At 67.4% G+C, this 17,244-nt stretch carries 16 protein-coding genes; 6 read left to right on the forward strand and 10 right to left on the reverse strand.

The window, feature by feature from the left end; genetic code table 11:
- Position 1 precedes the first annotated feature (1 nt).
- Together ACZ5AC_RS03055 and ACZ5AC_RS03060 are read left to right on the forward strand one after the other, a co-directional pair.
- A complete protein-coding gene (locus ACZ5AC_RS03055; RefSeq protein ID WP_464249491.1) occupies positions 2-1,111 on the forward strand; it encodes an aspartate kinase in 1,110 nt (369 codons plus the stop codon).
- A complete protein-coding gene (locus tag ACZ5AC_RS03060; protein WP_464249492.1) occupies positions 1,108-1,806 on the forward strand; it encodes a TVP38/TMEM64 family protein in 699 nt (232 codons plus the stop codon). The genes ACZ5AC_RS03055 and ACZ5AC_RS03060 overlap by 4 nt, the downstream gene beginning before the upstream one ends.
- A gap of 40 nt (positions 1,807-1,846) precedes the next feature.
- Here ACZ5AC_RS03060 and ACZ5AC_RS03065 read toward each other — a convergent pair whose 3' ends face one another.
- Together ACZ5AC_RS03065 and ACZ5AC_RS03070 are read right to left on the reverse strand one after the other, a co-directional pair.
- On the reverse strand, positions 1,847-2,713 hold the full coding sequence (locus tag ACZ5AC_RS03065; RefSeq protein WP_464249493.1) for a universal stress protein: 867 nt from the start codon (positions 2,711-2,713) through the stop codon (positions 1,847-1,849).
- An 88-nt stretch (positions 2,714-2,801) separates the two neighbouring features.
- Positions 2,802-4,907 (reverse strand): transglutaminase-like domain-containing protein, encoded by a 2,106-nt coding sequence (locus ACZ5AC_RS03070; RefSeq protein ID WP_464249494.1) that lies wholly within the window; start codon positions 4,905-4,907, stop codon positions 2,802-2,804.
- Between the two features lie 153 nt (positions 4,908-5,060).
- Here ACZ5AC_RS03070 and murJ point away from each other — a divergent pair, with 153 nt between their 5' ends.
- The 3 genes from murJ (at position 5,061) to ACZ5AC_RS03085 (ending at position 8,685) form a co-directional block, all read left to right on the forward strand.
- The gene (gene murJ / locus ACZ5AC_RS03075; protein WP_464249495.1) at positions 5,061-6,596 is read left to right on the forward strand and encodes a murein biosynthesis integral membrane protein MurJ; all 1,536 of its coding nucleotides are present in this window, start codon (positions 5,061-5,063) and stop codon (positions 6,594-6,596) included.
- 75 nt (positions 6,597-6,671) lie between these two features.
- On the forward strand, positions 6,672-7,895 hold the full coding sequence (locus ACZ5AC_RS03080) for an LL-diaminopimelate aminotransferase (RefSeq protein WP_464249496.1): 1,224 nt from the start codon (positions 6,672-6,674) through the stop codon (positions 7,893-7,895).
- A gap of 1 nt (position 7,896) precedes the next feature.
- Positions 7,897-8,685 carry a tRNA1(Val) (adenine(37)-N6)-methyltransferase gene (locus ACZ5AC_RS03085; RefSeq protein ID WP_464249497.1) on the forward strand — a complete coding sequence of 263 codons (789 nt, stop codon included), beginning with the start codon at positions 7,897-7,899 and terminating at the stop codon, positions 8,683-8,685.
- Between the two features lie 34 nt (positions 8,686-8,719).
- Here ACZ5AC_RS03085 and ACZ5AC_RS03090 read toward each other — a convergent pair whose 3' ends face one another.
- The 3 genes from ACZ5AC_RS03090 to ACZ5AC_RS03100 all read right to left on the reverse strand — a co-directional run bounded on the left by ACZ5AC_RS03090 (position 8,720) and on the right by ACZ5AC_RS03100 (position 10,532).
- Positions 8,720-8,860: a hypothetical protein gene (locus ACZ5AC_RS03090; protein WP_464249498.1), complete on the reverse strand. Its 141-nt coding sequence runs from the start codon at positions 8,858-8,860 to the stop codon at positions 8,720-8,722.
- A gap of 87 nt (positions 8,861-8,947) precedes the next feature.
- The gene (locus ACZ5AC_RS03095) at positions 8,948-9,613 is read right to left on the reverse strand and encodes a CBS and ACT domain-containing protein (RefSeq protein WP_464249499.1); all 666 of its coding nucleotides are present in this window, start codon (positions 9,611-9,613) and stop codon (positions 8,948-8,950) included.
- A 106-nt stretch (positions 9,614-9,719) separates the two neighbouring features.
- Positions 9,720-10,532 carry a carbon-nitrogen hydrolase family protein gene (locus ACZ5AC_RS03100; protein WP_464249500.1) on the reverse strand — a complete coding sequence of 271 codons (813 nt, stop codon included), beginning with the start codon at positions 10,530-10,532 and terminating at the stop codon, positions 9,720-9,722.
- A 26-nt stretch (positions 10,533-10,558) separates the two neighbouring features.
- Here ACZ5AC_RS03100 and larC point away from each other — a divergent pair, with 26 nt between their 5' ends.
- Entirely contained in the window at positions 10,559-11,719 is a 1,161-nt protein-coding gene (gene larC / locus ACZ5AC_RS03105; protein ID WP_464249501.1) for a nickel pincer cofactor biosynthesis protein LarC, read from the forward strand.
- 58 nt (positions 11,720-11,777) lie between these two features.
- On the opposite strand, the gene ACZ5AC_RS03110 is transcribed toward larC, so the two are convergent.
- The 5 genes from ACZ5AC_RS03110 to ACZ5AC_RS03130 all read right to left on the reverse strand — a co-directional run bounded on the left by ACZ5AC_RS03110 (position 11,778) and on the right by ACZ5AC_RS03130 (position 16,984).
- Complete coding sequence (locus ACZ5AC_RS03110; RefSeq protein ID WP_464249502.1) at positions 11,778-12,245, reverse strand: YaiI/YqxD family protein; 468 nt, start codon at positions 12,243-12,245, stop codon at positions 11,778-11,780.
- The gene (locus tag ACZ5AC_RS03115; protein WP_464249503.1) at positions 12,242-13,498 is read right to left on the reverse strand and encodes a peptidase U32 family protein; all 1,257 of its coding nucleotides are present in this window, start codon (positions 13,496-13,498) and stop codon (positions 12,242-12,244) included. The genes ACZ5AC_RS03110 and ACZ5AC_RS03115 overlap by 4 nt, the downstream gene beginning before the upstream one ends.
- A gap of 2 nt (positions 13,499-13,500) precedes the next feature.
- Entirely contained in the window at positions 13,501-14,373 is an 873-nt protein-coding gene (locus ACZ5AC_RS03120) for a PHP domain-containing protein (protein WP_464249504.1), read from the reverse strand.
- A 103-nt stretch (positions 14,374-14,476) separates the two neighbouring features.
- The gene (infA, locus tag ACZ5AC_RS03125) at positions 14,477-14,695 is read right to left on the reverse strand and encodes a translation initiation factor IF-1 (RefSeq protein WP_028577699.1); all 219 of its coding nucleotides are present in this window, start codon (positions 14,693-14,695) and stop codon (positions 14,477-14,479) included.
- Positions 14,696-14,809: 114 nt separating this feature from the next.
- The gene (locus tag ACZ5AC_RS03130) at positions 14,810-16,984 is read right to left on the reverse strand and encodes an ATP-binding protein (protein ID WP_464249505.1); all 2,175 of its coding nucleotides are present in this window, start codon (positions 16,982-16,984) and stop codon (positions 14,810-14,812) included.
- Positions 16,985-17,244 lie beyond the last annotated feature (260 nt).

The raw sequence follows: 17,244 nt of genomic DNA on the forward strand, positions 1-17,244 counted from the left end.
AATGGCTCTGGTCGTTCAGAAATACGGAGGCAGCAGCGTGGCCACCCCGGAGCAGATCCGGGACCTGGCGCGGCGCATCGTGGCCCGGCACGAGGCCGGGGACAAGGTGGTGGTCGTGGTCTCGGCCATGGGCAAGAGCACCGACGCCCTGGTCCGCCAGGCCCACGAACTGGCCGAGCACCCGGACCCGCGGGAGATGGACATGCTCGTCTCGGCCGGGGAGCGCATCTCCATCGCCATGATGAGCATCGCCATAAGCGGCCTGCGACCGGGGCTGGCCGTGTCCTTCACGGGTTCCCAGATCGGCCTCATCACCGACTGCAACCACGGCGACGCCCGCGTTCTCGAAATCAGGGGCGACCGCCTGCGCCAGGCCCTGGACGAGGGCCGGATCGCCGTGGTGGCGGGCTTCCAGGGCGTGTCCACGGCCCGGGAGATCACCACCCTGGGCCGCGGCGGGTCCGACACCACGGCCGTGGCCGTGGCCGCGGCCCTGCAGGCCGACGTCTGCGAGATCTACTCCGACGTGGACGGGGTCTACACCACGGACCCGCGCCTGGCGCCCTCGGCCCGCCGTCTGGACACGGTGGACTACGAGACCATGCTCGAAATGTCGGCCGCCGGGGCCAAGGTCCTGAAAGACGACGCCGTGGAGTACGCCCGCCGCCTGGGCGTGCGCATCGCCGCCGGTTCGAGCAGCTCGGGCCGCATCGGGACCATCGTCTCCAGTGAGAATCTGAACCGCGAGACCCTGCAGTCCATGGTCTACTACGACCGGCTGCGCTGGATCGCCTTCGGCGCCGGCGTGCCCCTGCCGCCCGACTGCCGCCTGTGCCAGTCCGTCGAGGGCCGCACCGTCGTGGTCGTGGACGAGAAACACGCCGCGGCCATGGAAGGCGTGTCCTGCGTCAGCCTGTCCCTCATCGGCTCGCGCGTGGCGGCCCAGCGCGAGCGGGTAGATACGGTTCTGGGGATGCTCGAGGAGGCGGGAAACCGGGTCCTGGCTATCAGCAGCACGGCTTCCAAGTACGAGATATTCCTGGAAGACCCGCTGCCTCAGCCCCTGGTGGCGGCCATTCATGACACCCTGTTCACGGGCGGCGGAAAGTGACGAAAAGACTCTGGCTGGGCCTGGGCGTGCTGGCCGCCGTGGCCCTGTTCTTCGCCCTGGACCTGCAGCGCTTCCTGAGCCTTGCGGCCGTGCAGGGCTCCCTCGGTTCCCTGCGGGAGGCCTACGCCGAGCACGGGCCGCTCATGGTCGGCGGGTATTTCCTGTGCTACGTGCTCATGGCCGCCCTGAGCCTGCCCGGGGCCACGGTCATGGGCCTGGCCGGCGGGGCGGTCTTCGGCTTCTGGGTGGGCACCGCGGCCGTGTCCTTCGCCTCGACCATCGGCGCGACCCTGGCCTTCCTCATGTCGCGCTACCTGCTGCGCGACGCTGTCCTGCGCCGCTTCGGCGACAGACTCGCGGCCGTGAACGAGGGCGTGGCGCGGGAGGGGGCCTGGTACCTCTTCACCCTGCGCCTCATCCCGGTCTTCCCCTTCTTCGTCATCAACCTGGTCATGGGCCTGACGCCCATGCCGGCGCGGACCTTCTACTGGGTCTCGCAGCTGGGCATGCTCGGCGGGACCATGGTCTACGTCAACGCCGGCAGGGAGCTGGGGCGCCTTGAGTCCCTGTCGGGCATCCTCTCCCCCTCCATGCTCCTGGCCTTCGCCCTGCTCGGCCTCTTTCCCCTGGCGGTGAAAAAGGCCGTGGTCCGGGTCCGGGCGCAAAAAAAGGGACGCACTGCGCCCCTGTCGTGAAATTCCCGCGGATTTGAAATAAGTGGGTTTCCCTTCCGGTCTAATGGCTGATCCACAGCGTCGCTGATTCGAGGTGCTTGAGCAGGTTCATGCTGACCGAGCCGAGCAGGTGCAGGCTGCGGGTTTCGCCCCGGCCCGTGCGCCCCGTGGCCAGCACGCCGTAGCCGCCTTCCTGGGCCACGCGCAGGATGGTTTCGGCGGTGTTCACGCCCTCGACGGTCCGTTGCGTGATCCGGTTGGCGGCAATGCCGTTCTCTTCGAGCATGCGCCGGGTGGCGGCCAGGGCCTCAGCGGGCACGGCCGAGGAGGCGTGGGCCACGACGTGCAGCAGGTCGATGCGGTGTTCCGGTTCGTCCTTGAGCATGAATCCGACGTGGTCGGCGCAGCGCAGGCTGGCCGGGGAGCCGTCCGTGCAGAGCAGGATCTTGGGGTCCGGTTTTTCGTGGCCGCGGCATATCCACAGGGGGATGTCCATGGGCGTGGTGAAGACATGTTTGCTGACGCTCTCGTCGATGAGCTCCTCCAGGCGCGACAGGCCGCGGCGGCCGAGGGCGATGGCGTCGTACATGCCGGTGATGCCCTCCTGGATGATGTCGTTGGCCGTGCCGAGCTGCTTGAAGGCGATCTTCTTGTGGATGTTGTCCTTGGGGAACCGCTTCATGACCAGGATTTCCTCGGCCTTGTCCAGGGCGGTCTGGGCCAGGTTGCGCGTCTGCGCCTCCCGCCGGGACAGGTTGCCGTAATCCTGCAGTATTTCGGCCTCGGTCAGGCCGGCCTTGGGGTTGGGGGCGACATAGAGCAGGGTTATGTTCAGGTCCTCGAAACGGCTGAAGAAACCCGCCGTGAAACGGACGGCGAAGAGGGAGCTGTAGTTGTCACTGACGGTCAGCAGGATGTGTCTGTTCATGGTCAAGCCTCGCGGGGTGGTGTTTCTGCCCATGGTGTAGTGCAAACCGGGCGGGCTTGCAATGCGGCCGGCCCGGTTTGTCCGTATGTCACTGGCCTGCTGCGTTCACGCCCTGGACGGTTTCATCGGTCACGGCGTCGGTCGCGATGGAGAAGGCCTTGAGGCGGACCGTGGCGCGCAGCCCCTCCCGGCGCGGCAGGACGAGCAGGTACGGCCCCGGCTGCAGGGCGCAGCGCAAGACCTCCCCGTCCTGCTCCCATGGCAGGTCGTCCAGGGGGCGCAGATGTCCTTTCTCGACCCGGGCCACGCCGAAATCGAGCAGGGGCTTAAGTTCCCCTTCTCCCGTCAGCCGCAGGGACCCGCTAGCCGGGGCGCGGGGCTCCAGTTCCCAGAAATTCCACTTCGCGCCGTCGAAGTATTCCACGCCGTCGAAATCGGGCTGGAAACGGGCCGGTACTCCCAGGGTGCGCAGGGCAGCCGTGGCCAGGACGCCCTTGTCCATGGATGTGGCGAGGTAGCCCGCGGCGTGGGCCTGGGCCGGCGTGAGGGGGGAGCCCATGATGGAGGGCTCCAGTTTTTCCAGTTTTTCGACCCGCTTGCGCACGGTCTCGACCTTGGTTCGCACGGACATGGACAGGGAGCCGCCGAGCCAGGGCAGCAGTTCCGAGCGCCACGGCGACCACGGTTCGAGGTGGATGCGCGGGGAGAGGACGAAGCGCAGGAACGTCTCGTCGTCCACGGCAAGGCCCGCCTGTTCGGCGGCCCGCCGGGCTTCCAGGGCCAGCTCCGTCTCCCGGACCAGGGCGTCCGGATCGGCCTGCAGGAGGTCCTTGTCGTCAAGGGTTTCGAGCAGCGGGAGGGGCCAGGGCGAAGCAGGTTCGGACCTCAGGAGGCGCAGCCAGCCGGCCGCGCGCTCGCCCGCCAGAGCCAGATTCTGGCGCAGGGGTTCCGGCAGTCCCTGCAGCAGCGGGTCCCAACGTTTCGCGCGTTCTACCCGCAGGCGCCCCAGTTCCGGGCTGGGGGTGGCGTCGAAGGCATCGGCCGACGCCTCGGGCGAGGCGAACTCCAGCATGTCGGGCAGTGGACGGGGCGCGTCCAGGGACAACCGGATATCCATTTCCTCCATGTCGCGGGTGTCGAGCATGGTCCAGGCCAGGGACTCGCCCGCGGAACTGGAGACGAAAAAGACGCCGGGGCCGAGAGTGGTCGAGGCGAGGCCGCGGTTGTCGGTCGCGGCCCTGGTCACGGGCCGCACGCCACCCAGGGAGTAGACGGAGAAATAGACGTCGTGCCCCGGCACCGGCTGGTCGTGGGCCACGGTCACGCGAACCCGCACGGGCACCGGGCGGACATAGGGCGCCGTGTTGTCGGCCAGGGAGTAGCCGGGGCCGGTGCGGTACACCGAAGCGTCCGCGGACCGGCCGAAGACCTGCGCAGCCACCTTGGGCATGCGCGGGGCCTGGGCCGCGAACCAGGTCCGGTTCAGTTCGGAGAACTCCGTGCCGCTTTCCAGGAATTTCCAGCCGTCCTCGGTCCAGGCTTCGACCCAGGCGTGGTTGCCGTCGGCGTGCTGCCACCACGGGACCATGGCCTGGCGCACGGGCAGTCCGGCGGCCCTGGCCGCGGCGATGAACAGGATGTTGGTCTCCTCGCAGCGCCCCCACCCGGCGTCGAGGATGGACATTACGCCCAGGTCGCGGCGCGAGGTGGGGCGGTACTGCGCCTTGGCGGCACACCACGCCCCCACGCGCGACAGTGCCTCCTCCATGCTTTCGGCCGTGGCGCACAGGGGCCCGAGTTCGCGGAAGAGCATGGCCCGGTTGGGCTGGAACGGCTCCTGGCTGGTGCGGTGGGGCAGGACGTAGTGCAGGAAGACGTCCCACGGCACTCGGGAGCCCCAGGGCATGAGGCTGCGGGCCAGGAAGGCGTAGTCGACGTTTTCGCGCAGGTCAGTGGCGGTCATGGACAGCCGGTCGGACAGGGGCAGGTTTTCAAGGAGGAAGGCGGCGGCCCGTGATTGGTCCGAACCCTCCGGGTAGGCCCGTGCGAAGGCGGCCATTTCCGCGGCGTTGGGGTTGGCCGAGTCGGGCATGGAGACCGTGGCGGGTTCGGCCGCACGGTGCGCGGCGGGTTTGGCGCACCCCGCGAAGAGCAGGGCGAGGACAAGGATCGCGGCGAGAATGAGGTGTTTCATGGACCGGTCATGTACCGGCCCGGCCCGGCTCTTGTCCAGCCAGCCCCGGGCACGCGGGGAAAAAGCGGGTGGACGCGGTGCCCGGCCCGCGATAGGGAGGTTCGTCTTCCGGCCTTCACCGCCGGCCACGTCAACCGTTCAAGGACCAAGAGCGTGTCCACCAACAAAACCATCGTCAGGAACGCCTCCATCGTCTCCGGCGCGACCATGCTCAGCCGCGGGCTGGGGCTCGTGCGGGACCTGATCATGGCCTATACCCTGGGCGCGTCCGTGCTGGCCGACGCCTTCTTCGTGGCCTTCCGTGTGCCCAACCTGCTCAGGAGCCTCTTCGCCGAAGGGTCCCTGACCATGGCCTTCGTGCCGACCTTCGTTCGCGTCCGGCAGGAGCAGGGTGACCGGGCCGCCTTTGTCCTGGCCCGCTCCATCCAGTTCTGGCTGGTCGTCATCCTGGGCCTTCTGACTCTCCTCGTCCTGCTTTTTCCCAAGGCCGTGACCCTGCTCATCGCCTCGGGCTTCGCGGCCAAACGGCCCGAGATGTTCGAACTGACGGCCGGGCTGGTCCAGATCTGCTTCCCGTACATCCTGTTCATTTCCGGCGTTGCCCTGTGCATGGGCGTGCTGAACAGCATGGGCCACTTCCTCGTGCCCGCCCTGGCGCCGTGCATCCTGAACATCGTGCTCATCGCGGCCAGTCTCCTGGCCATCGCCGTGGGCGGGAACGTGGCCGTGTACCTGGCCTGGGGCGTACTCGTGGCGGGTCTGGGACAGTGGCTCCTGCAGCAGCCCATCCTGCGCGCCAAGGGGTTCTCCTGGGCCGGGCCCGTGGAGCCCCTGAGCCCGGGCGTGCGCCGCATCGGCGTCCTGATGCTGCCGACCATCCTGGGCTCGGCCGTGTACCAGATCAACATTCTCATAGGCACGGGAATGGCGTCCTTCCTGCCCGAAGGGTCGGTCTCCTACCTCTACTACGCCGACAGGCTCTTCCAGTTCCCCCTGGGCGTCTTCGGCGTGGCCGTGGGCGTGGCCACCCTGCCGTCCCTGTCCACCCTGGCCGCTCCCGAGCGGCGGGAGGAGTTCCGGGACACCCTGGCCTCGTCCCTGGGTCTGACCCTGTTCGTCAACCTGCCGGCGGCGGCCGGGCTGGCCGGATTGTCCCTGCCCCTGGTGGAACTGCTCTTCGGCCGCGGGCAATTTTCCGCGGCCGCGGTGCACGGAACGGCCCTGGCCCTGCTGGGCTACGTCATCGGCCTGCCCGCCTTTTCGAGCGTGCGCTCCCTGGCCTCGGCCTACTACGCCCTGGGCGACACCCGGACCCCGGTGCGCATCGCCATGGGCTGCCTTGTGGTCTACGTCGCCACGGGCTTCGTCTCCATGCAGTATCTGGGGCATGTGGGCCTGGCCCTGGCCTCGTCTATGTCGGCCTGGGTCAACGTGCTGCTGCTGGGGTATTTCCTGCGCCGCCATCTCGGCCCCTGGTTCCGGGTGGGCCGCGACCTCCTCGTTTCCCTGGGCCTTAGCCTCGCGCTGCTGGCCGGGTGCTGGGCCAGCACGGGATTGGGGCGCGTCAGCCTGCTCCTCATCCCGCTGTGGGCGGCGGCGTACATGGCCCTGGGCCTGGCCCTTGGCGTGAGCCAGGCCCGCCTTTTTGCCGACGTCCTGGGCCGCCGCCTGCGGCGCGGCAAGGCCTGACTTGAACTGCGCCGGCTTTGCCGCTAGACGTTTCTTTTTCGACGAACCGCCAACTTCCCCAGAAGAGGACCGCATATGATCCGCATCAACGAGAACTACCTGAAGCTCAAGGCCTCCTACCTGTTCGCCGACATCGCGCGCCGCGTGAGCGCATTCCAGCAGGCCAACCCCGACAAGAAGATCATCCGCTTGGGCATCGGCGACGTGACCCAGCCCCTGCCGGGGGCCGTGGTGGACGCCTTCCACCAGGGCGTCGACGAGATGGCCGACGCCGCCACCTTCCGCGGCTACGGCCCCGAGCAGGGTTACGACTTCCTGCGCGAACTCATCGCCCGGGAGGATTTCCAGTCCCGAGGCGCCGACGTCGCGGCCGACGAGATCTTCGTCAGCGACGGCGCCAAGTGCGACACGGGCAACATCCAGGAGCTCTTCGCCGGTGACATCCGCATCGCCATCCCCGACCCGGTCTACCCAGTCTACGTGGACACGAACGTCATGGCCGGCCGCACCGGCGGCAGCGTGAACGGCCGCTACGAAGGCCTGGTCTACCTCGACGGCACCAGCGCCAACGGCTTCATCCCGGCCCTGCCCGACCAGCCCGTGGACCTCATCTACCTGTGCTACCCCAACAACCCCACGGGCGCGACCATCACCAAGGCCCAGCTCAAGGAGTGGGTCGACTACGCCCGGCAGCACAAGGCCCTGATCCTTTTCGACGCGGCCTACGAGGCCTTCATCCGCGACCCCGAACTGCCCCGGTCCATCTACGAGATCGAGGGCGCGCGCGAGGTGGCCATCGAGTTCCGTTCCCTGTCCAAGACCGCGGGCTTCACGGGCACGCGTCTGGCCTTCACCGTGGTGCCCAAGTCCTGCATGGCCTGGGACGCGCAGGGCAACGCCCACAGCCTGCACGCCATGTGGAACCGCCGCCACACCACCAAGTTCAACGGCGTGTCCTACCCCGTGCAGAAGGCCGCCGCGGCCGTCTACTCGCCCGAGGGCAAGGCCCAGGCCAGGGCCCTGGTGGACAGCTACCTGCGCAACGCCGGCATCATCCGCCGCGAGATGACGGCCCTGGGCTACGAGTGCGTGGGCGGGGAAAATTCCCCGTACGTCTGGATCGACGGCAAGATGGGCTCGTGGGACTTCTTCGACATGCTCCTGAACAAGGCCGCCGTGGTCTGCACGCCCGGCGCCGGCTTCGGGGCCTGCGGCGAGGGGTACATCCGCATCTCGGCCTTCAACAGCCTGGCCAATGTCGAGGAAGCCATGGAGCGCCTGCGCTCCGTACTGAAATAGCATGGACGGGGCGGCTGTCGGCCTGGCCCGGGAGCGGTTTCCGCGCGGGCTGTCCCAGCCGCCGCACGGTTTCCGTTTCTCCCTGGACGCGCTCCTGCTGGCGGCCTTCGCCGGCCGGGAGCGGGTGCGGGGCCGGGTGCTCGATCTGGGCGCCGGTTGCGGGGTGGTGGGGCTCGGTCTGGCCCTGGACCACCCCGATTTTTTCGGGGTCGGCCTCGACGTGAACCCGGACATGCTCGCACATGCCCGGGAGAACGCCCGCCGTCTGGGCCTTGCGGACCGTTTCGCCTATCTGGCCGGGGATGTGCGCTTTCCCGGCTGCCTCGCTCCCGAGAGCGCGGATCTGGTGCTGTGCAACCCGCCCTACCGGGACCCGTCCAGCGGCCGGGTCTGCCCGGACGCGTCCAGGGCAATGGCCCGGTTCGAGGCCGGGGCGTCCCTCGCCGACTTCGTCCGCGCCGCGGCATGGGCCGTGCGCAACCGCAAGCCCTGCGCCTTCGTCCACCTGGCCGAACGCGCCGACGAGCTGCTTCATCTGCTGCGCGAAGGGCGGCTTCAGCCCAAGGAAATCCGCTTCGTCCACCCGAGCGTTCACGGCCCCGCCCGCCTGGCGCTGGTGCGCGCCGTCAAGAACGGCGGCCCGGGCCTGACCGTGGCCGCGCCGCTCATCCTGCACGAAGGGGAGGGGGAGAGTTCCCGGCTGTCAGCCGGGGCGCTGGCCTTCTGTCCCCGCCTGGCATGCAACGCGGGCGGCGAGGGCGGGGCGCACGACAAAAAAATCCCCGCTTGAAGCGGGGAAAGGGCAGCGTGAAGCGCAGTCGGAGCTATCTGCTCATGCGGCCGATGATGAACGAGATCAGAGCCGTGGCCACCAGCAGCCCGATGACGTAGTCCGTGTCCAGGGCGGTCTGCAGGGTGGCGACGATTTCGTTGAACGTGTCCTTGATGGGATAGTGCTCTTCCATGGATTCTCCTGAAAACGAGTATGGTTGGCCGCAGAAGAGAGAAAGCCCGCGAGTGCTGTCGCGGGCCTTTGCGTTGCGGGTGATTGTCTAGTTGATGCTGTCCCGGACCCAGAACATGAGGTCGTACTTCTCGCTCAGTTCCTTCTTCAGTTCGTTCAGCACGGACTTTTCCATGTCCATGACGCGCAGGAAGACCTGTCTGTACCCTTCCTCGACCTTGTCGTAGGAAGTCAGGATCGAGATGACCCTGGCCTTGTGGCCACGCAGGCAGTCGAGCACTTCCTTGAGGGTCCCGCGCTGGTCCGGGAGCTTGAGGCCGATCTGGATTCCGCCGTGGTAGATGCCGGTGATGCTCAGCAGCACCCTGTAGACCTCGTTCTGGGTCATGATGCCCACGAGCTCCCCCTGTTCGTTCAGGACGGGCAGGCCGGAGATCTTCTTGTCGTGCATGATGGCCGCGCACTTCACGACCGTATCCGTGTCCAGGATGGTCAGCGGATTGGGGCTCATGATGTTTTTGACCTTGATCTCCGAGAGCAGGTAGTAGAGCTCGTGCACGTCCAGGGTCGTGGCCTTGGAGGGCGAAGCTTCCTTCACGTCGCGGTCGCTCAGCATGCCGACGATCTTGCCCTTGTCATCGACCACGGGCAGGCGGCGGATGCCCTTTTCCTTCATCAGCTTGGCTGCGCGCATCATGGAGGTTTCGGGGTCCACCGTGATCACGTCCTTGGTCATCCAGTCCTTGATAATCATATCGTGTCTCCTTGGAGGCAGTGGTGTACGTTTTGGTCAAGCGTGTGCGTACAACGTCATGAATGCATGTAAGTAAGTGGATGCATAATGTCTTTTTATCATGTCGTCAAAGAATCTCTGCCGAATTGTCCGGAACTTCCACATACACGTCCGGGCGCAGGTGGTTCAGCGCAGGGATCGTCCGACGGATGGCGGCGATGCTCTGCGGGTCCACGTGACCGTAAACCAGCCCCTCGCCCCGTTCGTCCGCGACCGTGACCTCGCCCGTCTGGGTGACGAAGAGCGAACGGCCGCCGAAGGGGAAGGCGCCCTGTTCGCCGACCCTGTTCGCTCCCAGCAGACAGCACTGGTTCTCCACTGCCCGGGCCACGCACAGGGGCTGCCAGACGCCGATCCTCGCGCGGGGCCAGGCCGAGGCCAGGAGCAGGGCGTGGCAGCCCGACAGGGCCAGGGGCCGGAACAGCTCGGGAAAGCGCAGGTCGTAGCAGACGGCCAGGCCGAAGCGCACCCCGTCCAGGTCGAATGTCACGAGCTTGCGGCCCGGGATGAAGACGCGCGTCTCGTCGGCGTCCAGGCCCTTGAACAGATGGACCTTGCGGTATTCGGCCAGGATGGTCCCGCGGGGTCCGAAGGCGACCAGGGCGTTGAAGAGCCCGTCGTCCCCCGGCAGGCAGACGCCGCAGACCAGGCAGAGGCCGCACTCGGCGGCCAGGCCGAGGAGGCGTTGCCGGACCAGGGGCCACGAACTCCCTCCGAGTTGGCCGATGACGGCCATGTCGTACCCCAGGTCGGAAATTTCAGGGAAGAGCAGAAGCCGGCAACCGGCCTCGGCGCCGGCGCGGGCATGGGCGGCGATGGCGTCCAGGTTGCCCTGCACGTCGCCGGGGACTGTGGCCATTTGAACTGCGGCGACTTTCATGGCATGCACCCTCCGAGCAGCACAACGTGAACCTGGGGAGAAACATGCCCGAGTTGCATCTTGATTGTCCAGCCGGCATTGCCGGCGACATGTTCCTGGCGGCCATGGCCGGTCTGGGCGTGGATTTCGCGCCACTGGCGGAGGCTTTCGGCCGGGCCGGGCTGGATGTTTCGATCGTCGCCGGGGACGCGCGGGACAAGGGTGTCGCGGGCAAGCGCATGGAGATCGGTGCCGCCGGGGCTCAACCTCTGCGCCATCTGCACGACCTGACGTCCTTGGTCCGCAGGATGCCCCTGTCCGAGGCCGTCAGAGCCGGGGCCGAAGCCGCCTTCGTCCGCCTGGCCGAGGCCGAGGCTGCGGTCCACGGTTGCGGCATTGAGGATGTTCACTTTCACGAGGTCGGGGCCGTGGACACCCTGGTCGACGTGGTCGGCGCCTTCTTCGCCCTGGAAGCCCTCGGCGTGAGCCGCGTGACCTGTTCGAGCCTGCCCTGGTTCACGGGCACCGTGCGCTGCGCCCACGGCCTCATGCCTCTGCCCGCGCCGGCCACGGCCGTGCTCCTGCAGGGCAAGCCGGTCTACCCGACGCGGTTCGACAGGGAGATCATCACCCCCACCGGGGCGCTGCTGCTGGACCGCCTGGTCGATGAATTCACCGAGGGGCCTGTGGGACGCCTGCTGGCGTGCGGCCTGGGCCTGGGAAACATGGAACTCGGGGTGGTCAACGGCCTGCGCGCCTTCCTGCTGGAAGCCGGCGGTCCGGCCATGGAGCGGGTCATGGTCCTGGAGACAAACGTGGATCACCTGACGGGGGAGGAGATTGGCGGGGTGTTCGGGGAGCTGCTCGCGGCCGGGGCCCTGGACGTGCTCTTCCTGCCCGGCGTGATGAAGAAGAACCGTCCCGGCGGGCTGCTGCAGATCCTGTGCAGGCCCGAGGATCTGGCGCGCATCCGGGACCTGGCCTTTGCCCAGACCATGAGTCTGGGGCTGCGCATCACCGAGACGCGCCGGGCCGTGCTGCCCCGCGCCGCGACCACCCGCCCCACGCCCTGGGGCGACCTGCCCGCCAAGGAAACGACCGTGGACGGCGAACGCTACGCGCGCCCCGAGTTCGAGGCCCTGCAGGCCCTGGCCCGCCGCACGGGCCGCTCCGTGACCCAGCTGCGCTACCTCCTGGGCGAAGACTGAACGTCCATCCCGTCCATCCGGTCCGCAACGTCCATCTCGTCCATCAGGCCGGGCCTTGTCAGTACCCCCGCGCCCGCAGAAGCCTGTCCAGCTGGTTGGAGAACTCCTGCCGGTCCTTGGGCCGCAGGGCCGACGGCCCGCCCGTCATGACGCCGCTTCCGCGCAGCTCGTCCATGAAGTCGCGCATGGTCAGGCGGCCGCGGATGTTCTCGGAGGTGAAGACCTCGCCTCTGGGGCTCAGGCCCGTGCCACCCTTTTCGATGACCCCGGCGGCCAGGGGGATGTCCGTCGTGACCACCAGATCCCCGTCCCCGGCCAGATGGATGATGGCCTCGTCGGCCTTGTCGTAGCCGGAGCCGACCTGCAGAAATTCGATGCGCTCGCATTTGGGGACCGCGAAGCGGGAGTTGGCGACCAGCACGAGGCCGACCCCGCGGCGTTCGGCCGCCCGGTAGAGGATGTCCTTGACGACCCTGGGGCAGGCGTCGGCGTCCACCCAGATGCGCATGGCGGGGGCGTCGCTCATATGCCGCGGATGCCGTAGGCTTCGGGATGGGCGGCGCGGAGGAACAGGCCCGGCTCCAGGTCCGGATGGCCGCATCTGAGCACCACCCGCATCCCGCCGTGGGCCGTGTCCAGGCCCAGGCCCTCGTCGTTCTCCACGCCGTAGTCGCCGGGGCGCAGGACAGGGCGCCGCAGGCCCGGCAGCAGGATCTCCAGGGGCGCGTCGGTTTCGAAGCGGTGCTTGACGTCCATGATCCAGCCGTCGTTCCCGGCGGGCTCCACCAGCCGTCCCACGACGTTCTTGGTCATGTCGCGGGACAGGGCCGGGCGCAGGGTCACGGGTTCGGGCGTGAAGAAAGACGTGGACAGGGGGCGGGTGGCCAGCTGCTGCAGTTCCTCCAGGTACAGGCCGGGGCGGAAGGTCCCGGCCGCGAGATCGTCCAGGGCCGTGCGGTACACGTCCGTGACCTGGGCCAGGTAGGACGGGGTCTTCATGCGGCCTTCGATCTTGAGGCTTTTGATCCCGTTTTGGCGGAACCACTGCAGGTACTTGACCAGGCAGAGGTCCTCGGCGGCCATGACCTGGCTGAACTCCCCACCGCACCTGACTTCCCACGTGTCCCTGCCGGGGCGCAGGCGTTCCTCCAGCCGCACGGCCGTGACCGCGTAGTCGTAGCGGCAGGGGTGGGTGCACTGGCCGAGGTTGCCGGAGCGGTCCGTGAGATGGGCCGAGAGCAGGCAGCGGCCGGACACGGCCATGCACATGGCGCCATGCACGAAGACCTCGAATTCGAGATCGGGCACCTTGGCGACCATGGCCCGGATGCGGGACGCGCCCAGTTCGCGGGCCACGTTGACGCGGCGCGCGCCCAGGTCGCGCCAGAAGGCCGCCGCGGCGGAGTTGGAGGTGTTGGCCTGGGTGGAGATGTGGATGGGGACGTGCGGCGCGCGGCGCCTGGCCATGGCCGCGATGCCCGGGTCGGCGATGATGACGCCGTCCACGGCGATGTCCGCCAGTTCCTCCAGGTAGGCCTCGACTCCGGCCAGATGCTCTTCGCGGGCCAGGAGGTTGAGGGCGAAATAGACCTTGGCGCCCTTGCCGTGGGCCAGTTCCACGGCGCTGCGCAGTTCCGGGAAGGAGAAGCCTTCGGTCTTGGCGCGAAGGCTCAGGGCGCGGCCGCCCAGGTACACCGCGTCTGCGCCGTAGGCCAGGGCCGTGGCCAGCTTGTCCGGGTTGCCGGCCGGGGCGAGAAGTTCGGGGAGCGGTTTGGGCATGGTCAGGAGCAGGACGTAAGGGGTTGCCCCAAAGACGCGCGGCGTTCCTTCATTCGCCGCACCAGTTCGTAGGACGGGCGCAGGCCGCCCTTGCCGCGTCCCAGGGCGATGCCGGGCTTGTTGTCGCCGTGAAAGTCGGACCCGGCGCTCGGGAGCAGGTCGAGCTTGCGGCAGAGGTCGGCGTAGGCGTTGGTCTGGGCCTGGGTGTGCATGGAGTAGAAGACCTCCACCCCGTCGAGCCCCCAGTCCTTGAGCTCACTGACCACCTCTTCGAGGCTGCGGTCCTGCGGGCGCAGGGTGCAGGGGTGGGCCAGGATGACCGTGGCGTCCTCGTCCTTGAGCAGTTCGATGCCTTGGCGGGGCAGGAGCTTTTCCTTGGGGGCGTAGCCCTTGGTCCCCGGCCGCAGCCAGTTCAGAAACGCGTCCTGGAAATTGACGGCCACGCCCTTGGCCACCAGGAGCTGGGCGATGTGCGGCCGTCCGACGCTGCCTCCGCCGGCGACCTCCTCCAGTTCGTCATAGGTGACCCTGACCCCATGTCTGTTGAGGTTGCCGATGATGGCTTCGTTGCGCTGCCTGCGCAGCACGGTCAGACGGTCCAGGGCCGCCTGGAGTCTGGACGAATCGAGCGGAATCCAAAGCCCCAGAAGGTGCATGCTGCCGTGTTCCGACTCGACGCTCAGTTCGCAGCCGCCGATGACCTCCAGCCCCAGTCCGCTCCCGGCGGCGCAGGCCTCGGGCAGCCCCTCGACCGTGTCGTGGTCCGTCAGGGCGATGGCCTTGAGGCCGGCCCGCGCTGCCGCGGCGATGAGCTCCGCGGGACGGAGGGTGCCGTCGGAGGCGGTGGAGTGGGTATGCAGATCTATTTCGGCCATGGGTACGGGGTAAGGCAGGTACTGCGTGATGACAAGGCGGAAGTGGACGATAAAAAAACGGCACGCGCCAGTCGGCGCGTGCCGGGAACTCGTGCGAGGGGGACTACTTGAAGCGGTAGGTGATTCTGCCGCGGGTCAGGTCGTACGGCGAGAGCTCGACCTTGACGCGGTCGCCGGGCAGGATGCGGATGTAGAACTTGCGCATCTTGCCGGAAATGTGCCCGAGCACCTGATGTCCGTTTTCCAGACGCACCAGGAACATGGCATTGGGCATGGCTTCCTCGACGACACCTTCGACTTCAATTGACTCTTCCTTGGCCATATAAAACGGATACCTTCTTGCGTGTTTTCAGGAGTTTTTGGTTAAAGCCAGCACTCCTTACCCGCTTGATGCGCAAATGACAAGGCCGGATATGCCCGGTCCGGCCGGTCGCGGTCAACGCGGAGCGCTCCGGGCACTGGTCGCGTTCTCGATGACCGCGACCAGGGAGCTGAACTCCATGGGCTTGGCGATGAAGTCGTTCATCCCGGCCGCCAGGAAGCGCTCTCTGTCCCCGAGCATGGCGTTGGCGGTCACGGCGATGATCGGGGTGCCGGCATGGGCCCGGAATTCCGGGGCGTTGCGGATGATGCGGGCCGTTTCCACGCCGTCGAGGCCGGGCAGGTGGATGTCCATGAGGATGCAGTCGAAGCCTGTTTCCTCCAGGATGTGCAGGGCCTCCAGGCCCGTACCGGCCACGCGCACCGCGTATCCGGACTTTTGGAGCAGGGCTGTGGCGGTCTTCTGGTTGAAGAGGTCGTCCTCCACGAGCAGGATGCGATGCCCTGTCCGTATTTCCGAACCGGGCGGCGGCGCAGGCGGGTCCTCCTGTTCGTCGGCCAGGCCGAAGGGCAGGGTCACGGTCATGGTCGTGCCCTCGTCCGGTCGGCTCCTGGCTTCGATCCGGCCGCCCATGAGCTCGACCAGGCGGCGGACGATGGCCAGGCCCAGGCCCGCCCCGCGGTTGCAGGCCTGGGTGAGCTGTTCGAAAGGTTCGAAGATGACGCCCAGCTTGTCCTCGGGGATGCCGCAGCCGCTGTCGGAGACGCGGAAGGCCACGCTCAGCCTGTTGCCGGCGTCGGAACCCAGGAGCGACGCCTCGACGCGCACGAAGCCGCGTTCGGTGAACTTGAGGGAATTGCCGACGAGGTTCAGGAGAATCTGCCGCAGGCGCGTCTCGTCGCCCACGAGGCGCGCGGGCAGGAGCGGGTCGAGTTCGAAGCTGGTGCGCACGTCCTTGCGGGAGCTGACCGGCTTGAAGATGTCCAGGACCGAGCGCCTGACCTCGCTCAGGGAAAAGGGGCCCTCCTGCAGGGTCAGCTTGCCGGCCTCGACCCTGGAGAGGTCGAGGATGTCGGACAGAAGGCGCGTCATGCGCTGGGCCGCCTGGATGGCCATGTGTACGTACTCGCACTGTTCGGCGTCCAGCCTCGTGGTGTTCATGAGCTGCAGCATGCCGAGTATGCCGTTCAAGGGGGTGCGGATCTCGTGGCTCATGTTGGCCAGGAATTCGCTCTTGGCGTCGCTGGCCGCCTGGGCCTTGAGGCCGGCCAGCCGCAGGGACTCCTCGACTTCCCGGCGCAGGCCGATGTTGACGAGCATGCGCGCGAACATGGCCAGGAGGGTGTACTCGTCGTCGCAGAACGGCCGGGCCTGTCGGACCGAATCGAAGCCGACGCAGCCGATGCACCGTTCCCCGCGCAGCAGGGGCACGGTCATGAGGCTCCTGATCCCCTGCGGTTCGAGGGTGTCCCGCAGGGGCCCGGGGGGCAGGGCCGTGACGTCCTCGACATGGTGGGGCCGGCCGCGGGTCAGTTCCGCCAGGCCGTCGCCGATCAGGTCCAGGGGCAGCTCCCGCAGGTTCTGGATTTGGGCGGGTATGCCCTCGGCGCACCACTCGTGGGTGTTGACGGCGATGCCGTGTTCGAAATCGAATTCGAAAATGTATGCTCGGTCGGCGTCGACGAACTTGCCCATCTCCTCCAGGCAGCCGTGGACGGCCGCATCGACCTCGTCCAGGGTGATATTGATGCAGGTGGCGGCGACATTGACCAGGATGCGCTGGAAGAGAATCCGTCTTTTGGCGCTCTCTTCCGCCGCCTTGCGAACCGTGATGTCGCGGACCACGACCAGCACGCCGACGCATCGGCCGTCCTGGTCGAGAACGGGGCTTTTGGTCGTGCTGACCCAGATGGGCTGCCCCGAGCCCCGGGCCTGCTCTTCGATGCTGCGCGGGGCGAGGCTCTCCATGACCTGCGTGTCCTGGGCCTGGTACGAGGCGGCCAGGTCGGGCGGGAACAGGTCGAAATCGGTGCGCCCGAGAATCATCGACTCAGGCTTTCCGAGAAACCGGCACATGGCCGGGTTGACCGCCCTGTAGACGCCGCAGGAGTCCTTGATGGCGACGATCTCCTGCATGGCTTCCAGAATCGTCCTGCCGGAAAGGTTCCGGATCATGGTCGACACGTCGGCCGCAGCTCCCGGGACGCCGGGTGCGGGCCACCTCTGGCCGTCGATGCCTTCTCCGGTTTCGGATGGCGGCAGTTTGCCCGGTTCCATCTCGATCTTCATGCTCCTCCCTCTGGAACTGCAATGCTTCTCAATGTGTCATTCTCTTCCGGCATGGATGTATGACATGGCTGCTCGTGAACTCCCGGGAAGAGCTGTTTCGTCATGTATCAGCAGAATTGTCATACGGTATTCATATGACAGGAACATTACAGCAATAAATTTCGAGTTTCAATGCGGTGATCGTGAAATGATGCATTTTGAACACATGCATCGAACTTAAAAATCCATCGGCTTCCGCGCGGCGTTCTCGTGTGCAGTGT

The sequence above is a fragment of the Desulfomicrobium aestuarii genome, assembly GCF_055385525.1.

Excerpts from the sequence above, each read along its gene's own strand:
- ACZ5AC_RS03070 (WP_464249494.1), bottom strand. The coding sequence starts at position 4,907 with ATGAAACACCTCATTCTCGCCGCGATCCTTGTCCTCGCCCTGCTCTTC.
- ACZ5AC_RS03095 (WP_464249499.1), bottom strand. The coding sequence starts at position 9,613 with ATGATTATCAAGGACTGGATGACCAAGGACGTGATCACGGTGGACCCC.
- infA (WP_028577699.1), bottom strand. The coding sequence starts at position 14,695 with ATGGCCAAGGAAGAGTCAATTGAAGTCGAAGGTGTCGTCGAGGAAGCC.
- ACZ5AC_RS03115 (WP_464249503.1), bottom strand. The coding sequence starts at position 13,498 with ATGCCCAAACCGCTCCCCGAACTTCTCGCCCCGGCCGGCAACCCGGAC.
- ACZ5AC_RS03130 (WP_464249505.1), bottom strand. The coding sequence starts at position 16,984 with ATGAAGATCGAGATGGAACCGGGCAAACTGCCGCCATCCGAAACCGGA.
- ACZ5AC_RS03090 (WP_464249498.1), bottom strand. The coding sequence starts at position 8,860 with ATGGAAGAGCACTATCCCATCAAGGACACGTTCAACGAAATCGTCGCC.
- ACZ5AC_RS03080 (WP_464249496.1), top strand. The coding sequence starts at position 6,672 with ATGATCCGCATCAACGAGAACTACCTGAAGCTCAAGGCCTCCTACCTG.
- ACZ5AC_RS03110 (WP_464249502.1), bottom strand. The coding sequence starts at position 12,245 with ATGAGCGACGCCCCCGCCATGCGCATCTGGGTGGACGCCGACGCCTGC.
- ACZ5AC_RS03065 (WP_464249493.1), bottom strand. The coding sequence starts at position 2,713 with ATGAACAGACACATCCTGCTGACCGTCAGTGACAACTACAGCTCCCTC.
- ACZ5AC_RS03055 (WP_464249491.1), top strand. The coding sequence starts at position 2 with ATGGCTCTGGTCGTTCAGAAATACGGAGGCAGCAGCGTGGCCACCCCG.
- ACZ5AC_RS03100 (WP_464249500.1), bottom strand. The coding sequence starts at position 10,532 with ATGAAAGTCGCCGCAGTTCAAATGGCCACAGTCCCCGGCGACGTGCAG.
- ACZ5AC_RS03120 (WP_464249504.1), bottom strand. The coding sequence starts at position 14,373 with ATGGCCGAAATAGATCTGCATACCCACTCCACCGCCTCCGACGGCACC.
- ACZ5AC_RS03085 (WP_464249497.1), top strand. The coding sequence starts at position 7,897 with ATGGACGGGGCGGCTGTCGGCCTGGCCCGGGAGCGGTTTCCGCGCGGG.